General features: G+C 56.2%; 16 protein-coding genes and 1 pseudogene. 5 read left to right on the top strand and 12 right to left on the bottom strand.

The genetic code is table 11. The annotated features are described in order from the left end of the window. Nucleotides 1–175 precede the first annotated feature (175 nt). Nucleotides 176–490, top strand: coding sequence for a hypothetical protein (locus tag P2081_RS19400; protein ID WP_278924448.1), 315 nt, complete (start codon nt 176–178; stop codon nt 488–490). Between the two features lie 186 nt (nt 491–676). Here P2081_RS19400 and P2081_RS21340 read toward each other — a convergent pair whose 3' ends face one another. The 3 genes and pseudogenes from P2081_RS21340 to P2081_RS19415 form a co-directional block, all read right to left on the bottom strand. Beyond that, nucleotides 677–880, bottom strand: coding sequence for an integrase core domain-containing protein (locus P2081_RS21340; protein ID WP_438826550.1), 204 nt, complete (start codon nt 878–880; stop codon nt 677–679). Between the two features lie 4 nt (nt 881–884). Continuing rightward, nucleotides 885–1,414 (bottom strand): annotated as a pseudogene (locus P2081_RS19410) (transposase); the annotation flags it as partial. Between the two features lie 952 nt (nt 1,415–2,366). Further along, complete coding sequence (locus tag P2081_RS19415) at nt 2,367–2,768, bottom strand: helix-turn-helix domain-containing protein (protein ID WP_278924449.1); 402 nt, start codon at nt 2,766–2,768, stop codon at nt 2,367–2,369. Nucleotides 2,769–2,794: 26 nt separating this feature from the next. Here P2081_RS19415 and P2081_RS19420 point away from each other — a divergent pair, with 26 nt between their 5' ends. Continuing rightward, complete coding sequence (locus P2081_RS19420) at nt 2,795–3,946, top strand: nucleotidyltransferase family protein (RefSeq protein WP_438826551.1); 1,152 nt, start codon at nt 2,795–2,797, stop codon at nt 3,944–3,946. A gap of 12 nt (nt 3,947–3,958) precedes the next feature. Here P2081_RS19420 and P2081_RS19425 read toward each other — a convergent pair whose 3' ends face one another. Both P2081_RS19425 and P2081_RS20985 read right to left on the bottom strand, forming a co-directional pair. Next, the gene (locus P2081_RS19425; protein WP_278924450.1) at nt 3,959–5,773 is read right to left on the bottom strand and encodes a site-specific integrase; all 1,815 of its coding nucleotides are present in this window, start codon (nt 5,771–5,773) and stop codon (nt 3,959–3,961) included. Nucleotides 5,774–6,113: 340 nt separating this feature from the next. Beyond that, the gene (locus P2081_RS20985; protein ID WP_369011411.1) at nt 6,114–6,242 is read right to left on the bottom strand and encodes an HNH endonuclease; all 129 of its coding nucleotides are present in this window, start codon (nt 6,240–6,242) and stop codon (nt 6,114–6,116) included. A gap of 271 nt (nt 6,243–6,513) precedes the next feature. On the opposite strand from P2081_RS20985, the gene P2081_RS19430 reads away from it, so the two are divergent. Together P2081_RS19430 and P2081_RS19435 are read left to right on the top strand one after the other, a co-directional pair. Further along, the gene (locus tag P2081_RS19430) at nt 6,514–7,740 is read left to right on the top strand and encodes a glutathionylspermidine synthase family protein (protein ID WP_278924451.1); all 1,227 of its coding nucleotides are present in this window, start codon (nt 6,514–6,516) and stop codon (nt 7,738–7,740) included. A 41-nt stretch (nt 7,741–7,781) separates the two neighbouring features. Beyond that, entirely contained in the window at nt 7,782–8,363 is a 582-nt protein-coding gene (locus P2081_RS19435; protein ID WP_278924452.1) for a DUF1190 domain-containing protein, read from the top strand. A 378-nt stretch (nt 8,364–8,741) separates the two neighbouring features. Here P2081_RS19435 and P2081_RS20990 read toward each other — a convergent pair whose 3' ends face one another. From P2081_RS20990 to P2081_RS19445, 3 genes are all read right to left on the bottom strand, one after another. After that, nucleotides 8,742–8,852 carry a hypothetical protein gene (locus tag P2081_RS20990; RefSeq protein ID WP_369011412.1) on the bottom strand — a complete coding sequence of 37 codons (111 nt, stop codon included), beginning with the start codon at nt 8,850–8,852 and terminating at the stop codon, nt 8,742–8,744. Between the two features lie 6 nt (nt 8,853–8,858). Continuing rightward, the gene (locus tag P2081_RS19440) at nt 8,859–10,076 is read right to left on the bottom strand and encodes a PAS domain-containing protein (protein ID WP_278924453.1); all 1,218 of its coding nucleotides are present in this window, start codon (nt 10,074–10,076) and stop codon (nt 8,859–8,861) included. Nucleotides 10,077–10,306: 230 nt separating this feature from the next. Beyond that, complete coding sequence (locus P2081_RS19445; RefSeq protein ID WP_278924454.1) at nt 10,307–12,343, bottom strand: SGNH/GDSL hydrolase family protein; 2,037 nt, start codon at nt 12,341–12,343, stop codon at nt 10,307–10,309. Between the two features lie 448 nt (nt 12,344–12,791). Between P2081_RS19445 and P2081_RS19450 the strand changes: the two genes are divergently transcribed. Continuing rightward, nucleotides 12,792–15,305 carry a Hint domain-containing protein gene (locus tag P2081_RS19450; protein ID WP_278924455.1) on the top strand — a complete coding sequence of 838 codons (2,514 nt, stop codon included), beginning with the start codon at nt 12,792–12,794 and terminating at the stop codon, nt 15,303–15,305. A gap of 30 nt (nt 15,306–15,335) precedes the next feature. Here P2081_RS19450 and P2081_RS19455 read toward each other — a convergent pair whose 3' ends face one another. From P2081_RS19455 to P2081_RS19470, 4 genes are read right to left on the bottom strand one after another with little or no spacing between them, the layout of a single operon-like run. After that, nucleotides 15,336–16,952: a GMC family oxidoreductase gene (locus tag P2081_RS19455; RefSeq protein WP_278924456.1), complete on the bottom strand. Its 1,617-nt coding sequence runs from the start codon at nt 16,950–16,952 to the stop codon at nt 15,336–15,338. Beyond that, entirely contained in the window at nt 16,939–18,447 is a 1,509-nt protein-coding gene (locus P2081_RS19460) for an FGGY-family carbohydrate kinase (protein ID WP_278924457.1), read from the bottom strand. The genes P2081_RS19455 and P2081_RS19460 overlap by 14 nt, the downstream gene beginning before the upstream one ends. Further along, on the bottom strand, nt 18,440–19,282 hold the full coding sequence (locus P2081_RS19465; RefSeq protein WP_278924458.1) for a class I fructose-bisphosphate aldolase: 843 nt from the start codon (nt 19,280–19,282) through the stop codon (nt 18,440–18,442). The genes P2081_RS19460 and P2081_RS19465 overlap by 8 nt, the downstream gene beginning before the upstream one ends. 15 nt (nt 19,283–19,297) lie before the next feature. Next, nucleotides 19,298–20,983: a glycerol-3-phosphate dehydrogenase/oxidase gene (locus P2081_RS19470; protein ID WP_278924459.1), complete on the bottom strand. Its 1,686-nt coding sequence runs from the start codon at nt 20,981–20,983 to the stop codon at nt 19,298–19,300. Between the last annotated feature and the right edge of the window lie 30 nt (nt 20,984–21,013).

The raw sequence follows: 21,013 nt of genomic DNA on the forward strand, positions 1-21,013 counted from the left end.
TGCAAAGAAAACAGGAAAGGAGACCGCAACATTGACCACATCATAAACTACAGCGCATAACTGAAGGTGGGTCAAATCTCGGTGAAAATACCGGGTCAGTTCTCAGTGACAATCAACACGCGCTCCATCTTACCTGAAACGAGAAGACGTAGAGAAGCTGACCAAGAGGACTATTTTGGACTTCCAACGCAATATCGGCGGCCAATATACAATGTTTAACTACGCGCCTTTCTTACTTGCAGGCCTGGTTAGATGGCGTCTCGTTGATCCTACAGCATTGGTGATCGGGGCCGATCCGCTGGCGGACGACCTCTTGGCTATAATTCAGAAAACAGAACACGACCTGAAGGCCCGTCGTGGGGCCAATACGAATTTCCAAAGGCGGCGGTCGAAGTTCTTGCCCATCCTCCAAGACCTGAAGTCAGAGCTGGCGGGAGAAGGTTCCAATCCTGACCTGTTGTTGGACATCTATGGAGCGAGTGGAACGTGAACATTAGTGCGCAGGTAGTCAAAGGCCGCTCCGGCCCATGCGTAACTGAAGTGGTCCTGCTTTTAGGACAGTTTTGCGGCTTGGGATTGATGATCATCAAGCGGACGATAGCAGCCCAGCCGATGGCGTCTTAGATAATGTGATTTGCTAAAAACTAGCTGCGGTTGCTGACCTGCCACTGAACTTTCATCCAGCCACGACCGAAGCCCGGTGGTTGTTTACGCCATTTGGCGTGGGATGAGCAATCGCCCGACGCGCGGAGCTTTCATCTCGCGCAGCGGGGCGGGCGATTGCGGTGGTCAGGGTCCGCGCATAGGCAGCCGGGGTCTGGTAATCCAAGGCCGAATGCGGGCGTTCCGTGTTGTAGTTGGCCGCCCAGGCCGCGATCACGACACGCGCATGTGCCCACGGCTTTGCGCCGTGCCCGCCGTTTGCGCACCGTCAATCCCTCTTCGCGGTAGAGCCGATAGATCCTGTTGATGCCGGATGGTTCGCCTTCGCGGCGCAGCAGAACGAACAGGCGGCGATAGCCGAACCGACGCCGCTCATTGGCCAACTCCCTCAGCCGCCCGCGCAGATCCGTATCCGGCGCCCGCCGTTCCGACAGCCCGAACCGGGCCCTCAGATGCGCGACCGCCTCGCGCTTCACAGCAGGCGTCACCACTTTTTTGAAACCAGCTCTTTCATCGCGGCGAGGTCGAGCATCTGTTCGGCAAGCAGCTTCTTCAACTTCGCGTTCTCGTCCTCGAGCGCTTTCAGCCGCTTGGCCTCCGACACTGTCATGCCGCCGAACTTGGCTTTCCAGTTATAGAAAGTGCCCTCAGACATACCGTGCTTGCGGCACAGGTCCGCGCACTTCGCACCAGCCTCATGCTCCGCCAGAATGCCGATGATCTGCTCGTCTGTGAATCTCGTTCGTTTCATTGTCCGTCCTCAAGTTGGGCCGGACTCTAATCGAAGTTGGAGGAAAAATCCCGTGGCAGGTCATTGCCGCCTCGCATAACGGGCTGGTTAAATGCCCGCAATTTGGGCCGCCTCCGCAGCATTTGACTTCGCAAGTGAGCGGCCGCTTTGGTCTGTTTGTGACCACCTACACTAACGGCGACCGTAGGCGAATGTCGGCAACGTGCTGATGGCAGAAACTGTTCTGTAGTCTCTTGAAGGCCATACAGATTGATCTGTTGATTGGTCTATAAGGCGGCCAAGAGGTAAGCTGCTAAGCACTGGGAGGACTGGGTCGCCTGGTCAGGGATGAGAGAGATGGTCGCGGACGGACAGGTAGGCTCCGCTGGACGATCCGAATTTGGTTGTGATCTGTCAGCCACATCATCGATTATGCTGCCGTATTATCAATGCGTTCAAATTTTTCGGAGAAATTGCGTGCCCCTCTTAGCCCCTAAGCCTGGCCTGCGAGTTACCGAAACCGCAAATCTAAGGGCTGGGATGTTTTCAATACCCTTGTATTACTGGGCGCAACGGCGCGAAAGGTTTACATAATCTCATATTTTTTTGTTTTCAGGCTCAGATTTGTCAACTTAATGTAAACCTTAGGGAAACCTTTTGGCCCATTTTTGCGCGTTTTGGGCATCAAAAGGTTTACATGGATCAGGCTTTGCGGCGTCCGATGTAAACCTTTGTCAACCTTACGCAACCTTTTGAGGGCGCAATCGGGATCCGGCGAGGTGCGGCGCTTGAGCCATTCCTCGCCAGTGTTCAGCCGTGTTGTAGCTATCGGCTCACCTGAGACCGCAGATGCGCCGCAGGAGCTGCACACGCCGCAGTGTTGGAGAGGGGTCAGTGCCTTTGCTCACATCGCGCAGAAAGCGCAGCCAGGCACATTCATTCGCTGTGAGGGGGGCTGTTTTGACCATACTACTCATCCCCCAAAGACCGCCCTGAGCGCCGCGCGAGATCTGGTGGTCAGGCGAGGATTCTTATTGCGTGAGGCATCGCGGATCTCTTCCAGCCAGCCCAACTCGTTTTCGGTGATGGGTGTGCCGTAGATGTCCACAATGGCCTGCGCGGCGGTATCTCCCACGGCCTGCTCTAATGCCAACCGCATCAGATATGCCGGATCGCAGTCCAAGGCGCGCGCCATCGACGGCACACGATCCAGGGCCAACTTGCTTGTGCCATTTTTGATCATGGTCACCATGTTGGGGTTTGGGAAACCTACCTCGCTTGCAATTTCCCCTTGGGATTTCTTCGGTTTCAGTTCCAGAACACGGCGTTCGATATATTGTGCCAAAGGTGTGTCCGCATGTGGTTTTTGGGTCATTTCAGGCCTCTCAGATGTGACGCAGTATGCTGCATACATCTGTTATAGCGACGGCCAGCATGGGGTTTGTGGCGGGAAGAGATGCATGTTCAACATTATTTACTTTTGTTGAGCATGCGCTATGTTCAACAGTAAATATTTTTGTTGAATACGGAACGCGTATGATTGAACGCCATTCATCTATAGCCCACTCAGCCTACCATGACCTTTTGCGTTCCCTTCAGGACGACGCAGTTTCAGAGATCCGTGGTTCACCAACACGGGTTGAACGGAAGGGCCGTGTCTATTGGTATGACAGCTACCGGGTCGGATCGGATGTCCGCAAACGCTATATTGGCGAAGACAGTGAAGAGCTGCGAGCGCGGATCGCGGCATATGAGACCCTGAAATCCGCAACAGAGGCGCGCCGCAAGAACCGCACCCGGCTTGTTCGGCTGCTCCGAGCAGAAGGCTTTCTTAGCCTTGATGCTGCCACGGGTGGCCTGCTGTCAGCATTGGCCGCTTCCGGTGTCTTCCGGCTCGGCGGCACCGTGGTGGGCACACATGCATTTCGGCTATATGAGGGCGAGCTTGGTGTGCGCATGGGGGTCGATATGGCGGCGCAGACCGACGACATCGACATTGCCAGCTTCACGCGGCTGTCCCTTGCCCTAGAAGACACCGCCGCACCGCCCTTGGAGACTGTTTTCAAAGATTTGGCATTTGCACCGCAGCCCAGCGTGCAGAAGGGAAAGGCCTGGCGGTGGAAGCAAAGCCGTGGCGACACGCTGGTGGAATTTTTGACACCTTCCTTTGATGAAAAGGAGGGGTTGCAGCCTCTTAGCGCTCTTGGGGTAGACGCCCAGGCCCTGCATCATCTGAACTTCCTCATTGCCGAACCGATCAAGGCTGCGATTAACTATCGCAGTGGTGTGTTGGTGCAGATTCCACAGCCCGAACGTTTTGCGGTCCATAAACTGATAGTGGCCAGCAGGCGGCGCGCAGGCGTGGACGCGTTGAAATCAGAAAAGGACCGCAGGCAGGCGGCCTTCTTGATTGACGTGTTGGCTGATGATCGGCCCGATGAGTTGAAGGATGCCATGGAGGATGCAAAGTCACGCGGTCCAAAATGGCGTGAGCGGATCAGCGCAACACTGGCACGAATGCCAAAAACAGCAGAGCGTCTGTCCAGGCTGTAGGGCTCTGGTCGTTCAGGACCCTCTGCTGGTGTTTTTACCCTGTGGGGTTTTTAGGTGCTCCAGATCCAGCCCCGGGTAGGAAATCGCATTGATGAGTTCCGCCCGCTTTTCCAGCATTCCCTGTGGCATCATTCCATATTTTCCAGTCATTGAGGTATCGCCGTGCCCCATAAGGAATTTGAACTCGTGATCTAGGAACCCGGCTCTGCGCAAAGCATCTGCAGCGCCATGGCGGAAAGAGTATTGGCTATACCCTCGTCCGTTCTTGATGCCGAGGTCGGTCAGGTATCGCGAGAACATCCGCGAGAAATCGGCGATCATCTGCCCCCTGGAGTTTCTCTCGGCATTTGGAAATAGGCGATCATGGCCAGTCTCTTTTGTCATGGTGTGATAGTCTATGAATCCAAGTTCTAGGAGTTGGGTATGGATCGGCAAAATCCGTTTCGAATTTTGGTTCTTTACTTGTTTCCCGCCTTCGCCGTCATCCGTGATATGCATGATCCAAGTGCCTTTGTCATTGCGAACATCAGGGATGGCGAGCTGGGCAATTTCTCCGGGTCGCGCTCCAGAGAACAGCATGATTAAAGGCACCCAATATCTGTGATCCCTAATCTGGAAATTGCCAGGTCTCTTGATGAAGCGCGGCTGTGTGTCGCTTTGGCATCCCACAAAGAGTGGGGACCGGAAAAGAACGTTCATTTGCTCCGGTGTGAATGTCAGTGTTTTGCTATGCTTTTCCTTGTTAAGAGCCATTCCTTCAACAGGGTTCTGATCAAGGTAGCCATTTCTGACTAGCCATTTGCAGTAGGCTCCAAGGCTCGACAGGTGGCGATTTACAGTGCGCTTAGTGATTGTGGGTTTGGCAACCTTCTCATTGTGCTGAACGATTTGTCCTAAGGACATTCCTTGAAAGATTTTTGTCTCTGCGGCCTTTACCGGGTATTTTAATAACAGCGCTTTCCACTCGCGCACGTTCTTTTTGTTTATACTCGTTACCGGGTAAGTCCTGCCGACATGCTGGACGAATAAAGATATATCTCGCCTCGCTTGGTTCAGAGTGTCTACCCGCACCTGGTTTGGGTTTTCCGTTGTGTATTGCTCAAACACCTCAATAAGCGACTGTCCGGGCTCTGCGGCGGCTCTGAGAGGGCCATTAGTGGGTTTCACGATGGGATCTTGGGGTTCACCTGCATAGTTTCCCTCGTCCCGCTCTAGCGTGCGTTTTAGCGCCTCTATCTCTGCCCGGATGAGGCGATTGCAAAGGTCGCGGTATCCCTCACTGTGCGGTTCAACGAATAATCTATTGTCGTTAATGAACTTCTGTGCGGCCGGAGCAATGCGCTTTACCTCGCCGGAAATTAGATCGTTGGTCAACGCAGTAAGGCGTCGTTCACGGTGCTTTGTGTCGTAAGTGCGTGCTCCCAGCATGAGCTCGTAATCTGTGTAAGCGTTAATCATGCCCACGAAATCGTCTGACGTAATTTCACGCCTGTCGATCCGACGATAAATGCTGTCTTTCTCTGCATTGATCTCTGCGGCTGTCGGAAAGGACCTGCGCCTTTGTTCGCTCTGCTCAAGCGTTGTTTCGTAGTGCTCCCAGATGGCGCTCGCTTTGTCCTCTTCAGACAGGTTTCGCCGCGCACGCATATCGTCGAAATCACGTCGCCAGCTTTCGATGACTGGCATCACTAAGCGCTTGGCTTCTTCCCTATCCTTGGTGCCGAGTGCTTTCACCAGTTCCTTTTTATTCCCAGAGAGCTCGACCAGATCCACCGGGACTTTTAGCCGGGCATAGTAGCTTGCGCCCCGCCTGAATATGTAGCTCATTGTAGGGCCTCTAAGTCACTAGTGTAGCAGCTTGGTGTTACAGTCCGGTGTTACAATTTCGCTTTGGATCGTCAATTGTATTCATATGCTTGAGTGAAAAAAGGGCGTCGAGAATTTTTGGATTTTGTTCCTACCACCCCAGCCAGTACTTTCCAGCCATAGACGTAAGAGCTACGAAGCCCGAACCGGCCCCAATCGCCCCGGATTTCGGCCCCAGTGGTTTCGGCTGCGGGTGAGGACCAGTCTATGACGGGCACCCGACCCACCCGTTGACCCGGTAGCGGGTGTTCAGGGTGGAGCGGGACGTTGCTTTAGCGGCGGGAGAGGCCCAACCCACATGTCAGAGCAGGTCGAAGTCCACCCCGTTGGCCCAGAAGTCCCAGTCGTCGCGCTTGTTATCCGCCGCTGACCCATCGACCAGATGGTCGGGACGACAGCACCGTCGATTATAACAGAGATGGCGCACCACCGTCCTCTCATCTGTTACCGCTCGGTTGATCTTGCATGGGTTTCTGCAGATTGGTGCCTCAACGGCGTGGCTGTCCAGGTTTCCCTTTCTAGCCTCAAATATTCGTCGCTAAAATCGGTGCTGCCTGCCAAACAGCGACGTCCAATTGCACCCATAGCGCGGGTCCGGTGGGCACTCAAAAACCTCCAAACTTCTGGCATTCACCAAAACCAAGTCTGGTTGTTGGCTTCAAACCCCATTAAACGCAGTCGAAGAATTGAGGAACGGACACTTGCAGAAGATCACTTTGCCCGAACGGCCCTCTTGGCGCGATCACGCCCAAGAAGTAGGATTTACCTTTGCCGATATGCATGGCGAACCCTATTGGGATGAAACTTCGGCCTATGCGTTTTCGCTTGAGCAGGTCGAGAACGACCTGGAGGACCCCGCCACCGAGCTCCATGCCATGTGCCGAGAGGCAGTAGGTGAAATTATAGCCAGTGAAAGCCTGATGGAGCGGCTTGCGATCCCCGAAGCCCACCGTGACCTTGTCGCCGAAAGCTGGAAACGGGGCGATCCTGAAATCTACGGCCGGTTCGATTTTGCCTATGATGGGAAGGCACCCGCCAAGCTTCTGGAATATAACGCCGATACGCCGACCTCTCTTTACGAAAGCGCGGCCTTTCAGTGGCAGTGGCTTGAAGATCAGCTGGAATCCGGGGTGCTTCCCGCAGGGACGGACCAGTTTAATGGTATCCACGAGGCGCTGGTCGCGCGGTTTAGCGCCGTTTTTGAGAAAGATAGCGATCTGCACTTTACGGCCGTTGCCGACACCCCCGAAGATTACGGCACGGTCGAAGCCATGGGCTGGGCCGCACGCGAAGCCGGTTTGGGGGCGCATTACTGCGATCTCGACAAGATAGCGCTCAGCGACGACGGCCAGTTTCTGGATGATGAGGATCGCAGGATTGCGGTTCTGTTCAAGCTCTATCCGTGGGAGGATCTGTTGCGCGACGATTACGCCAATCACATTGATGGATCCGGCTGCCTGTTTCTGGAACCCGCCTGGAAGGCACTGTTATCCAACAAGGGGATTTTGCCCGTGCTCTGGCAAATGTTCGAGGGCCATCCAAACCTATTACCGGCCTTCTTTGAGGCAGATGTAGGGGACGCTATGGTAGCCAGCGGCACAGCGACGGCAACGACCGCTGCAGCCCTGGCACGCGCCGAGACCCAACTGGCAGCTGGCTATGTGCGAAAGCCAATCTTGTCGCGCGAGGGGGCCTCGGTTTCGATCCTGAAGTCCGGCGAGCTGATCGAGCAATCGAAGAATACCGATTATGCCGAACATCCGCGCGTCATCCAAGCTTATGCGCCCCTGCCAAAATTCGACGGTTTTCGCCCGGTGGTCGGAGCCTGGATCGTGGGGCACGACTGTGTCGGCGTCGGTATCCGAGAAGATCGATCCCGCATCACGCAGGATTTATCCCGGTTCAAGCCGCACTATATCGTTGCGTGATACAAACGCCCCAGCGCCCCTTTGGCAGAAAGACGATTTACATGACCAAACGCTCGAAACGGGTTTCCATCGCGATTGTCGGAGCAGCTGCTTTTGCTCTTGCGGGATGCCGCGAAGAACAGGTCGAAGCCTCTGCTTTCCCGGATTTGCAAAGCTGTCTGGAAGACGCATCGCGCGGTGGGATGATCACGTCACAAGAATGCGAGACGTCCTTTTCCGAGGCCCAAGCCCTGCATGTCGAGGCCGCGCCCCGTTATGAAAGCCTCGAAGTCTGTCAGGAACAGCATGGTGAAGATGCCTGCGGATCTGAAGAGGCCGTGACGCAGGGCGGATCGGGAAGCATTTTCATGCCACTAATGGCAGGCTATTTGATCGGCAATATGATGGGTGGGCGCGCAGGAATGGCTGCGGCGCAACCGCTCTATAAAGGCTCCGACGGGCGATATACTAACGCCTCGCGCTCCAGCACTTTTTCGAGCAACCGAGGCTCCACAAAGCTGAGCACCTCTCAATTCGCCCGCCCGGCCTCGACGATTGGGAAAACACCAATGTCTCGCGCTGCGGCCGCCTCACGTGGAGGCTTTGGCAAGTCTGGCGGTTCGAGATCGGGTTTTGGTGGATAAAAACCTGCGCAATTAGCGCTGAACGATGCGGGTAGGCGATGGTGACTTTGATGTCCGGACCTTGAACCCCCAGACTTCACGTTCCGCCATTGTCGCCTCCGATCGTAGTTCGGATGCAGACCAACGGACGAGAAGTGGTGAGGTTTAGAGGGCAATCAGGGGGTCAGATGCAACGCTTATGTTGTTTCGGGCTGCGAGTGAGGGCCAGTCCATGACAGGAACCGGCCCCATCCGTTGACCCAGTAGCAGGTGTTCTGGGCGGAAAGGCACTTTGCTAGAATGGCGGGAGAAGCCCAAGCCACAGGTCAGAGCAGGTTTAAGTCCACCCCCTTGGCCCAGAAGTCCCGGTCATCGCGTTTGTTATCTGCGGCTGACCCCTCAACCAAGATGGTCGGGACGACAGCACCGCCGATTATGACAGCGATGGCGAAGCTCCGTCCTTTCATTGTTTCCTGCGCGATTGACCAGGCGGTAGACGAAGCGCGCCATCGTAACCTATTCTATGGCGCGGACTTGGTTGCTCAGTTTGGCAATATTAGCCAAGCGTTCTGCAATGCGTCTCTGAAAACTACCGAGTTGATTGATGATGTCATCTAGGGTTTCCCCACCTTTGGGCAATCGTGCGGCTTCTATTTTGCAAAGAACCCTTGTGGTGCTTAACCCTAAAAATTGTCGGTGCATCACATTGCAAGCTTGTTGAATCCTGTCAGCTTCGAAATTGACCTGATCCCCTCCTTTATTGGCCAATTCCCTTTCTCTTTCGACAAGCTCTGCAAGAATCCGCCGCTCTTTCTCGATATCAACTTTGCCGAGTGTCCGGCGCTCTTGGGTGAGTAGCTGGTCACATTCTTCCAGAATGCGCGTCATGCCCTCAACGAACAGGCGGTTGGTCACCGCACCTTTGATCTTGTTGAAATTGCTATTCTCTCCCATGACGTTGGCCTCGAACCAGCTCGACATTTCAGAGGACATGCTGCCATAGTTTTGCGATAACACCGTAACAGGGCCTCCCGCAGGTTCGATGCGAGATGCGATCACTCTCAGATTATGTGGAATGGTCCGCATCGCATCAAATTCCCAAATCAGGCTTTTGGTTTCGGCTACAAGTGCGCTGGCATCTGACACGGTTTGTTGCAGCTGCAGGATCTTTTGATCTGGTGGGATATTCAGACCTGCGCAGCGCGAAAGCAGCTCTTCGCTCAGAGCGGCAGTGCAAAACTGATGATAGCTTTCAAATCCTTTTGAAAGGATCCATTCTTTCAGATGTTCGGCACTTTCTTGCGGGGACAGATCACCTTCCCGTTCGGCAAGCAGTAGCTCTGCATAGGCCTTCTTAACCTGGTCGAACATTGCGCTGCTGGGGCGCATACGTGCAGATAGAAAGCCGCCAGGGCAAGGTATGGCAACTGCAAAAACCCAGTAATACAGGCCATCCTTTGTCTTGTTTTTGACGTAGGCGCCAATGCTCTCACCTTGTTTCAGGGTTTCCCAAAACAAATGGAATACACCTTTGGGCATGTCTGGGTGCCGAATGATCCGGTGCGGAGCCCCCAGAAGTTCGTCCCAATCATAGTGCGCAACCCGCTTGAAAACATAGTTGGCTGCTTTGATGATGCCGCGTTCGTCCGTCCGCGAGATAAATACTTCGTGAAGACCAAAAGGAGCTTCTCCTTGTGCTGGCCGAACATTCAAACGGCGGTCGTTTATAGTCACTTTGACGTTCCATTTTCATGATAACTCTACCCGAAGGTTACATTGAAAATCTTCCTAATCCTTTAAAGGGATCGCTGGGGCAGAATGAAGATCAGGAACGAGTGAAACCTAGGCAATGGGCGAAGGGCGTGTGCATCTTGGCTGCCCGAGGTCACTTCAAGCCAGGAAAAGGTGATTTCCGCGAGCAAAAATCACTATCTGCTCGCGGGGGAAAACACGTTCAATAATGACTATGGGGTGGACCAGAACTTGTCATAAACCTGCTGTGCTATCAGCCTATGGCCGGTAAGGTTGGGATGAACGGCCCCCGTAATCCGCTTATCGCCTGGCTGCGTCAGAAGTGTATCGTTGCCCGTCCTGATGGCGCGGGTATCAGCTTCATAAGCATATGGTCTCCAGTCCGATACAGGCCATTTTGGTTCGGTGTTTGGAAGATTTCCTCTACCACCCTTCCACCATCCATAGCCAACAAAAGCATCTCGTGTTTCACAAACAAAGGAAACCCCGCGGTCTCGTGCTACCTTGGAAAGGGCACTCCGAAACCGATCAAACTGCTTCAGGGCCAGCCCTCCTTCGCTCGATGTGAGATTGAAATGCCATTCCCGAAGATTTCGGCCAGGCCACCTGCTTAAGGTTCTAATCAGGCTATTGGGAGCGGCAGCTTTCAAGCCATTCCAAGCGCTCTTGGGGTTAAACTCTCTAGGAGGATCACCAGGCACATTGAAGTCTGAACCCGAAAGTGGTTCGCATGCGGGCTGCGAGGAAACGCGCGCTCGCATTGGGTCGGGGTATTGCGGGATGACAATCTGGCTGGGCTTCACCGCTAGCCGTTTTTCTAGAACATTGAAGAGCAGGCTGTACCTTTCTTTCATGCCTAGGGAGGTGCTATGTCCGTCTGTCAAATCTCCTGCATGGTACAGGTTTTTGCTGTCTAATTTCCTGCAGTACCTATCCAAATGGCGATTGGTTTTGGCATCTACTCGGTTGGATGGGCTGGGGCAGACTTCCGGAAAGAGAAGGGTCCCGACGAGTTTGATTTTCCACTGTGTGGGAATTACGAAGTATTGCACAATGTCTGCGAACCCGATGTCATTTCCACCAATACTCAGAAACACGTAGTCGGGTTGGCGCATGTTCCCCGATGCACAGGTCAGAAAGCCAGACTGAGGAAACTTGCCGCCATTCGTCTCTCTTAGGTCTCTGGTGAACTTACTGAACCTATCTACTCGCGGGTCAGGATTCAGATTGCTCATACTTCGAGGGCGGTTTCCAGGCCCCCCTCTTCGATGAAAGGACCGAATGTTTAATCCGCCGATTTCCTCAGCGGATACCGCTTCATAGTTCGAAGGCGTTTCTTGACAGAGTTCGCGAATTGCAAAGTTCACTTGAGAGTAGGGAACGTATTCCCCCTTACCCCAAGCCTGATATTGGGGCACAAGAAGACCATCAAAAATCTCTGCTCCCGTACACGCGTAGTGCAAAAAAGTGACATATGTATGTGGCCGTTCAGAAGCTAGCTTGAGCGCGGTGAGGCTTTGATGGCTATAGAAACTTCTATGACAGGTGTCGTCGACCCAATGGTTTACGTCTGCATCGGGGGCCTCTGGTGGCGAGACCAGGCGCTGGCTGTCCACCAACCATTCCAGATTGTTTTTGCCGGGAAGGGTTTGACCCGCCTTCCATTGACCGGGATAGTCAGGGTTTCCTTCTCCTGATCCGTAGCTATCCCCCATCCCGACGATTACGACATGCTCTGGCTTGATCCACGATGAGATTTCACTGCCCTGGTAGGATACGCTCAGATTTGCGCCAGAGATCGGTACAGAAAACTCAAAGCCACGTTCACAGGGCAGCGTATTAGTTTCCCCATTATATACCCATGTGCATTCTGACGATGAGGCAACCCTGGCAACAGCTCTTACCGTGGTTGCGGCTGAAGCTTCATTTTGAACAAAGCTCAGTATCTTTTCAGAATGCTGCTTGGCACTCTGGTCCCAGTGCATTCCCGCATTCTGCCCCTCTTTTAGGGAGGCTTGGTAGGGCGAGGGCAACCCAAGGTCCGATAACCGTTTGTGCCAGTCAGCAAAGCTTTCTCCGGGTTCCAGCTTGTACCTATGGAACAGGTCTTCGGCGTTCCCCTGGGTGGCGAATGGGCCAAACCGATTGAGAACCTCCCACTCGATTGTGTCATCAGTAGGTTCTGATGAGAGGGAATAGGTCGGCGTGAAAATAGCGAATAGGAGAATCAATGGTCGAAAAACGTACAAGCTAAACCTCTAATGACTGCTGGATGCAGTAACATGCAAGCTTGGGTAGTTTTTTAAATCAAGGATTAATTTGCCAATGCGGGTATGATTTATTTAGCTAAAAAGCTTCGTGAGAGAGGGGGCTATATTGGGTCGAGAACGCGTACAGCTTCCCCCCATTTGAAGTTGCTCACCTTTATCCGCCGGGTTGTTCTCTTCCTGTCGCTCAGAAGGATCTTGGCCGTACAGGTCACCTGGCACATGTGCCTTGAAACCTGTTTGCCCGAAATCACATGCGACATGCATGGTTTGACAATCGCCGTCTGCTGGAGCCAATCGGGAGCATCCCACCAGCCAAGGCCGGGGCATTTCGGTTTATTTGGCACTATCCGGTTTACCTAATCTTACGAACCTTCCGGTACCTTTCGTTGGTTTCCACAAGTCCACCAACGAACGCCGGGTAGAATTCATGATACGACCAGATTGGCTAGAAGACCTTATTGTCGGTAATACGAGCCATATTGGCGACGTTGGTAACAACATACTGGATGGGACTACCGGCGACGATACAATCAACGCGGACGCGGGTAACGACACAGTTGCGGGTGAAGAAGGCAGCGATATTATCGATGCGGGCGAGGGCGATGATGTCATCTATGGTGACATGGGAGATGGCTTTGCGCAGGGGGCGAATGCCACGCCTCTGTCGCTTGAACTCGCCAATATGCAATATGTTTCCCACGATGGTTACCTGGGGTCTGCGGGCGATTCTGCCATCTTTAGCGATATTGCAACGCTTGAGGACGGCAGCAAGGTCTGGGGCCGACTGGTGCTGGTGGAAAAATCCAATCCGGATATGTGGGTGGAGTTTGGCTACGCCGAGGGTGCAGAAGTCTTTCTGGACGGGGATGAGGCGGGGGATCAGGCGACCTTCCGTTTGGAATTCTACGACCCGAATACTGGCGAACCCGTTTTCCTGAACTCGACCGCGACCTTCAATGATGTCGATGACAACACTGATATTGGCGATGCCGAAGCGATCATTGTGGACGGCAACAGCTTCACCTCCTTTGGCGTGTCGCAGGATTCTTCGCTGACGACGACAACCGACGGCAATATGGTGACGGCCACCGGGTCTGAAATAAACAGCTATACTGATCAGGATGCCTGGTTCTCTGCCCAGTTCGAGGACCGATCCTCAATCGAGTTTACCCTGCAAACGCGAGAAGGATATTCCGGTTTCACTCTCTCCGGGGATGTCATCGAGGACCCAGTTGTTTCCATCATCGAACAAGGGGCCGATACCGTATTGGCAGGGGCTGGTGACGATGTGGTCTATGGCCAGGGCGGGGATGACTCGCTTTTTGGTGAGGATGGCAACGACAGTCTGGATGGCGGTGCCGGCGACGACGTGATGGACGGCGGGATCGGTTCTGACACCCTGATCGGTGGTGACGGCGGCGATACCATCTCGGGGGGGGACGGTGATGACTACATCGAAGGTGGTCTTGGCAACGACTATCTGACCACCGGCCTGGGCAATGACACGCTGATGGGCGGCGAAGGCGATGACACGCTGAAAAACTCGGCGGGGGACGACAGCCTTGTTGGGGGTGTCGGCAATGACAGCATCGTGGCAACCGACGGCAATGACACCCTGGAAGGTGGCGACGGCAACGACACCATGTATGGCGGCAATGACAATGACCTCCTGGTCGGCGGCACTGGCGCAGACCTGATGTATGGTGAAGCGGATTCCGATACCTTCGAGATCTCTGACGGTTTTGGCAATGACACCGTGGTCGGTGGCGAGGCCGGCGTTGACTATGACACCGTGGATCTTTCGGGGGTCACCGCCAGTGGCGTAACGGTCACCTATACAGGGGATGAGGCGGGCACCGTCACCGACGGCGCCGATACGATTGGCTTTTCCGAAATTGAAGCGATGACGCTGACCGGGCAGGACGACGTGGTGGACGCGTCAGCTGACAGTGCTGGCGTTATTATCGACGCGGGCGCCGGCGACGATACGATCACGCTTGGCGGCGGCAGCGATTTCATTACCGGTGGCGCTGGCTATGACGAGATCATCCTGACCGCAAGCGGCGGTGCCGATACCTTAAGTGATTTTAGTGTCTCCGATGACGATGACGACGGGTTCTACAACGATCAGCTTGATGTTTCAGATCTGACCGGTGGCACCGGGCCGGATGGCAGCATCCGCAGTCAGGATGTATCGGTGTCGGATGATGGCTTTGGCAATGCGCTCCTCAGCTTTCCCGGCGGAGAGAGCCTGGTGCTTAAAGGGGTATCCCCGGCGCAAATCACCAGCCAGTCGCAACTGCATTCTGCGGGGATACCCTGCTTCACCCCCGAGGTTCTTTTGGCGACCCGGCGCGGCACCGTGCCAGCTGGCCAAATCCGGGTGGGGGACATGTTGCAAACGGCCGATAATGGATTTCAGCCGGTGATCTGGGTCGGACAGCGCAGGCTGGACCGTGCCGAGCTGCTGCTGCGGCCTCATCTGCGGCCCTACCGCCTTAGCCCGGGCGGGTTTCTGTCGCCTGAACGCCCGATGCTGCTGTCGCCACAGCACCGCCTGCTGGTTCATCGCCGGACCCTTGGGCAAGATACCCCCTTTGGAGAAAGTTTTGTGTCAGCAAAGTTGCTGGCCGGGATAGACGAGAACTGTGGCCAGCAGCTCTATGCCGATCAGGGCGTCACCTATGTTCATCTGATGACCGAGCAACACGAGGTGGTTTTTGCCGAAGGCATTGCCACGGAAACCTTCTGGCCCGGCCCCGAGGCTATTCGCGGACTATCGGCTGACAATATGCGAGAGCTGTTTGAACTCTTCCCCGACCTGGCACCGGTGTTTGGGCTGGCCGGGGAACAGGGGCGCGGGCAAGTTCGCCAAGTCTATGGGGAACTTGCCCGTCAAAGCTTGAAGCGGCGTGATCTGTCGTTCTTGGGGGCCGCCTAGGCTGCCGCTTTCTGGGTGTGTCGCGGGGGGCTAACGGGCCTCCTGCTTGATCATCTGGGCCGCCTTTTCGGCGATCATGACAACCGGTGAGGCCGTGTTGCCCGAGACGATCTTGGGCATGATCGAGGCATCGACAACGCGTAGGCCCGTCAGGCCATGCACCTTGAGATCCGCGCCGACCACTGCGGCGGGGTCGGTTCCCATCTTGCAGGTACCAACCGGGTGAAAGATCGTCGTGGCAATGTCACCGGCCTGTTTCAACAGCTCTGCGTCGCTCTGATACCCTGGGCCGGGCAGGATCTCTTCGGGCTGATGTGGTGCCAGGGCCCGGGCGGTCATGATCTGGCGTGCCTGACGCAGCGATTGTATGGCCACCTGTTTGTCCGTTTCGGCCGACAGGTAATTCAGCCGGATCGCGGGCTGTTGTTCTGGGGTGCCGGACTGCGCATGACATGACCCGATGCTATCGGGCCGCAGGTTGCAGACAGAGACGGTGATGGCAGGAAAGGGATGCAGTGGATCCCCCAGCCGATCAGTCGAGAGCGGCTGCACATGATATTCCAGATCCGGCGTCGCCAGAGAGGGGCGTGATTTGGTGAACATGCCAAATTGGCTGGGCGCCATCGACAACGGCCCGCTTTGGGTTGTCATGTATTGCAGGGCCATTCTTGCCTTTCCCAAGGTTGAATTCGCCAGTGTATTCAGCGTCTTGGCATTTTTCACCTTGTAGACCGTGCGGATTTGAAGATGGTCCTGAAGGTTTTCGCCAACGCCTGGGCTGTCATGCAGGGGGGGCAGGCCCAGGTCCTTGATCCGCCTTGGCTGTCCAATACCCGACAGCTCCAGGATCTTGGGCGAGTTGATTGCACCCGCCGCCAGCAGGACCTCTTGGCGGCAACGGGCGAACAGGGGCTTGCTCTTGACGCGCAGGCGCACGCCGGTAATCGTTTTCCCCTCCAGCATCAGCGCTTCCACATGGGCCTGCGTCAGCAACCGCAGGTTTGGGCGTTTCAGGGCAGGGCGCAAGAAACCGCTGGCGGTGCTCCAACGGATGCCGTTGTTCTGGTTCACCTCAAAAAAGCCGGAGCCTTCGTTGTTGCCATCATTGAAATCGGCGCGCGGCTGGATGCCAAACTCTTTCGCACCTTCTTGAACGGCGCTCAAGATATCCCATTTCAGCCGTTGTTTTGCGACCTTCCATTCACCGCCCGACTGATGCATTTCGCTTGTCCCGGCGTGATGGTCTTCGGATTTCAGGAAATAGGGCAGCACATCGTCCCAGCCCCAGCCCGGATTGCCCAGTTGACGCCAATGGTCGTAATCGGCGGCCTGTCCGCGCATGTAGATCATCCCGTTGACCGAGGTGCAGCCGCCGAGAACCTTGCCGCGGGGATAGACCAGTGCCCGCCCGTTCAGGCCCCGCTCACTCTCGGTTTTCATCATCCAGTCGGTGCGTGGGTTGCCAATGCAGTAGAGATAGCCAACCGGGATCTTGACCCAGTGGTAATTGTCTCGGCCACCGGCCTCCAGCAACAATACACGGGTCTTTGGGTTCTCGGTTAGCCGATTGGCCAGCACACAGCCAGCCGTGCCTGCGCCGATGATGATATAGTCATAGTGGCCGTCCAGCTGTTCACTCTGTGTCATCACGCGCGCCCCCAAAGCCCTGCATACGATGGCGCAGATCCAACCAGGCGGCATAGCGCCTTGCGTAGAATTCCTGCATCTGCGGATCCGGCGAAAACCCATTGGCGGATCGGGTCATGGCGGCAAGGGCCTGTTCGTAGTCTGCAAACTCGCCCAGACCAACAGCGGCGCCTATGGCAGCCCCTAGTGCGCCTGTTTCCTGCGCCTCGGCCACGGTTATTGGCACGCCAAGACAATCGGCAAACATCTGCGGCCAATGCGGGCTGCGGGCTCCGCCCCCCGACAGGGTTGCGCGCTCAAAACTGACCCCGGCGGCCTCTAGGACCGCGATATGGCGTTTGTGTTCGAACATCACGCCTTCAAACAGGGCGCGCAGCATGTGGCCTTCGCCATGCCATCCCGCCAGCCCAAAGAAACCGGCGCGTTCCTGCGCCGCCAGCCGCGAGCCATAGAGGAAGGGGTGGAAAAACGGATCATCCAGTCCCGGTGGCGTCTGATCCAAGCAGGCGTTGCAATAGCCAAAGGGATCCTCGTGATGGCCACCGCGTTCGACAAAGGTGCGGACATACCACTCCAGGTTGGCAGCCGATGTGGCACTGGAGTCGATATTCACAAAGCGCCCAGGGCCAAACCCGGCGACCATAAAGACGCTGTCATCCTGCACCGGAGTGGTCGAGAACACCTGGTTTATGCTCCAGGTGCCCACGATGATCGAGGCCTCGCCAGCCGAAACAACACCTGACCCCAGGGCGCTGGCAATGACATCAAAATAGCCCGCAATCACCGGGGTTCCGGGGGCAAGCCCGGTTGCCTGGGCGGCAGTGGCAGTCACACCGCCGACCGTCGCAGCGGGGTCAAGCAGTTCTGGCAGCTTGTCGCGCGCATCCGCCAGCCCATAAAGCGCCAGCAGGCCATCGTCATAGCGCCCCTCGGGCAGCTGGGCCAGTCCGCAGCCGCTCATGTCGGATAGGTCGCTGACGCGGCGGCCTGTCAGTTGATAGCTGAGGAAATCCTTGCACAGCAGCACTGTTCCGGCGCGGGCATAAAGCTCGGGTTGGTGTTGTTTCACCCAGGCCAGCAGGCTGGGTGTCTGCGCAGGCCAGGGGCGTTGCAGGCAGATGTCATGCAAGTCCTGCCCGACCTGCGCATCCAGCGCCTGCGCCAGCTCTGCGGCGCGGGTATCCAGCGATTGAATACCCAATAGCGGCGCCTGGTCCTGATCCAGCAGATAGAGTCCATTGCCATGACCGGCGCAGCCGATGGCGATGATCTGCGCGGCATCTATGCCTGCACGGTCAATGCAGCCGCGAATGGCGCTTTGGGCATTGTCCCACAGCTCGTCCAGGTCACGTTCTACGTGACCTGGCTGTGGGGTAGAGGACTGGCCATCCAGGGCGCAAAGCGCGATCTGTTTGCCGTGAAGATCAAACAGAACCGCCTTGATCACCGTATTGCCGGCATCCAGCCCCAGCAGATATTTTTCCTGATCAGCCACGGTTGTACACATCCCAGGCTTCTTCGCCGCTGGCGCCAGTGTGGATCATTGCCATGAGGGCGGCGACAACCGCTTTGGGATTGTCGTGCTGATAGATATTACGCCCATAAACCATGCCCTTGGCCCCCTGCGCCATAATCGCGGCGGATTTTATCAATACGGTTTTCAGATCTTCCTTGCCGCCGCCACGTACCAGAACCGGCACCCGTGCGGCTTCGACAACACGGTGGAAGTCTTCGGGGTTTTCGGTCGGGTCGGCCTTGATGATATCGGCGCCCATTTCGCTTGCCAATCGGGTCAGGGTCACAATCTTTTGGGCGTCGCCATCCACCTGATAGCCGCCGCGTATATCGTTGGGCAGCATCACCAGCGGTTCAATCATCAGCGGCATGCCGTATTTGTCACAGGCGGCCCGCACCCGGCTGATGTTTTCAATGCATTGGCGAAACAGCTCTGGCTCATCCGGCAACATGAACAGATTGACCACCACTGCTGCAGCATCCATTTCCAGGGCGCCAATCAGCGGTTCATCGGCGTTCTGCAGCATTGACCACATCACCCGGTGGCGCTGGTCATTGTAGGGATTGCCCATGTCGATCCGCATCACCAGCGCGGGCTTATCCTTTTCTGGCCGTGATTGCAGCAAATCCGCCTGACCATAGGCGCATTGGATGGCATCCGGGCGGGCTTGGATCAGCGTGTCCATGACTGCTGGCATATTCTCCAGCCCAGCCAGAAAGCTCGGCTCGTTGCAGACGCCGTGGTCGATCGCCACATCCAGGCAGCCACCGTTGCTGAACATCCGGTTCATACGGGCTTTGGTACTGATTTTCATTGGGTTGTCCTTCGTTCAATTGCGACTGTCGAGCATATCTTGCGATACGCCGTAATAGCTGTTGAGTTCAGCAAGCAGATCCTGCTTTTGCTGGGTTGTTTCGGCCTGTGACCAGGCCATAAGAGGGCGCAGCACGGCGCAGATGCGGTCAATCATCCGGGTCGAGATCTGGCCGGTAATCGCCAGTGGGCTGCGTCGCAGCACGATATCCGACAGGGTCACCACATGTTCGTGGCGGGCCAGAAAGGCGATTTCCCCGGTGGTAGTGGGGCTGGTGTCTGTCAGTGGGCGATCATCGGCAAAGGCAGCGCAAAAGGCGGCGACTTCGGTGGCGCGGCTGCCATAGGTTGCAAGCAGATGATCTGTGCGGGCGTTGCCCTGGGCGGCGGCATCGGTCTGCGCCGAGGCAAAGCCCGCGCCGCCACCAATTGCCAGCGCGCGGGTGCAGGTCTGGCGCGGGTGCTTCAGCTCTTGCAATACGGCGTTGCTTGTCTGTTCGGCAAAGGCGCGAAAAGTGGTCCATTTGCCGCCGATCATGCAGAACTGCGGCACCGTGCCATTGATCCTGCGCACATCATGCCCGCGCGAGATACGCCCGGTATAGTCATGGTCGCTCTTGGGGAGCGGGCGGATGCCGCTATAGCTAAAGACGATTTGATCCGCCGACAGGGCAATATCGGGAAAGACCCGCCCAAGCGAGGCCAGGATATAGTCGCGTTCGGCCGCCTCGCAGCGCACCCGCTGCGCCGTCTCGACCCGGATATCGGTAGAGCCAGCCAGCACTTTGCCGAGATAGGGAAAGACAATGCAAACCCGGCCATCATCGTTTTCAAAGTAGATCATATGGCCATCCAGCGCCTGCATCAGGCTGGCATTGTCGAGGATCAGATGCGACCCCTTGGTGCCCGACACCAGCGGCGCGGTCTGGGGCGCGCCGGGGTTGAGCGCGCTGATGGCGCTATCCAGCCAGGCACCCGTTGCATTGACAATGACCCTGGTCTTGATGGGCTGGCGGTCGCCGGTCAGCCTGTCGATGACATGCCAGTTCTCGCCCTCGGGGGTTAGCTCTGCATAGTTTAGCGCCTGCGATGCCGGGCTGTGCTGTTCAACATCCAGGATCATTTCCAAGCCCAGCCGTTCCGGATGGCTGATCCAGGCATCATAATAGGTGGCAGAGCAGAGCAGATCCGGCGTCAGCGCCGGGCGGGCCCTACGGGTGCTGCCCGCGCTGTGGAACTGGTGTTTGGGCAGAACCCGGTTGCTTCGTGTTACCCAGTCATACAGCCCCAGCCCCAGTTTGATCGGCAGGGCGCCGCGCCGCGAGGGTTTGCCAGACCACCCCAGGAAAGAGGCCGCCGCATTCAGGGTGCCCGACAGCAAAGAGGTGATTGGGATGGTGGTGGGCAGGGGCTGCACATAGTGGGGTGCGTTGCGCAGCAAAGCATCGCGTTCGGCCAGGGATTCCTTGACCAGATCAAACTCGCCGTTTTCCAGATAGCGCAGGCCACCATGGATCATCCGAGAGGGGGCGGCGCTGCAGCCGGAACAGAAATCGTTTCGCTCCACCAGCAGAACGCGTAGCCCCTGCAGGGCAAGGTCGCGGTACACCCCGATCCCATTGATCCCACCGCCCAGCACAACAACATCAAAGCTGTCATCATGTGAAAGCGCAGCAAGGCTGTTTTGGCGTTGTTTGGACATAACTTCTCCGTTTGCCGACCCGAGGCGGGC

This window comes from Pseudophaeobacter profundi (assembly GCF_029697505.1).
GTDB lineage: Bacteria > Pseudomonadota > Alphaproteobacteria > Rhodobacterales > Rhodobacteraceae > Pseudophaeobacter > Pseudophaeobacter profundi.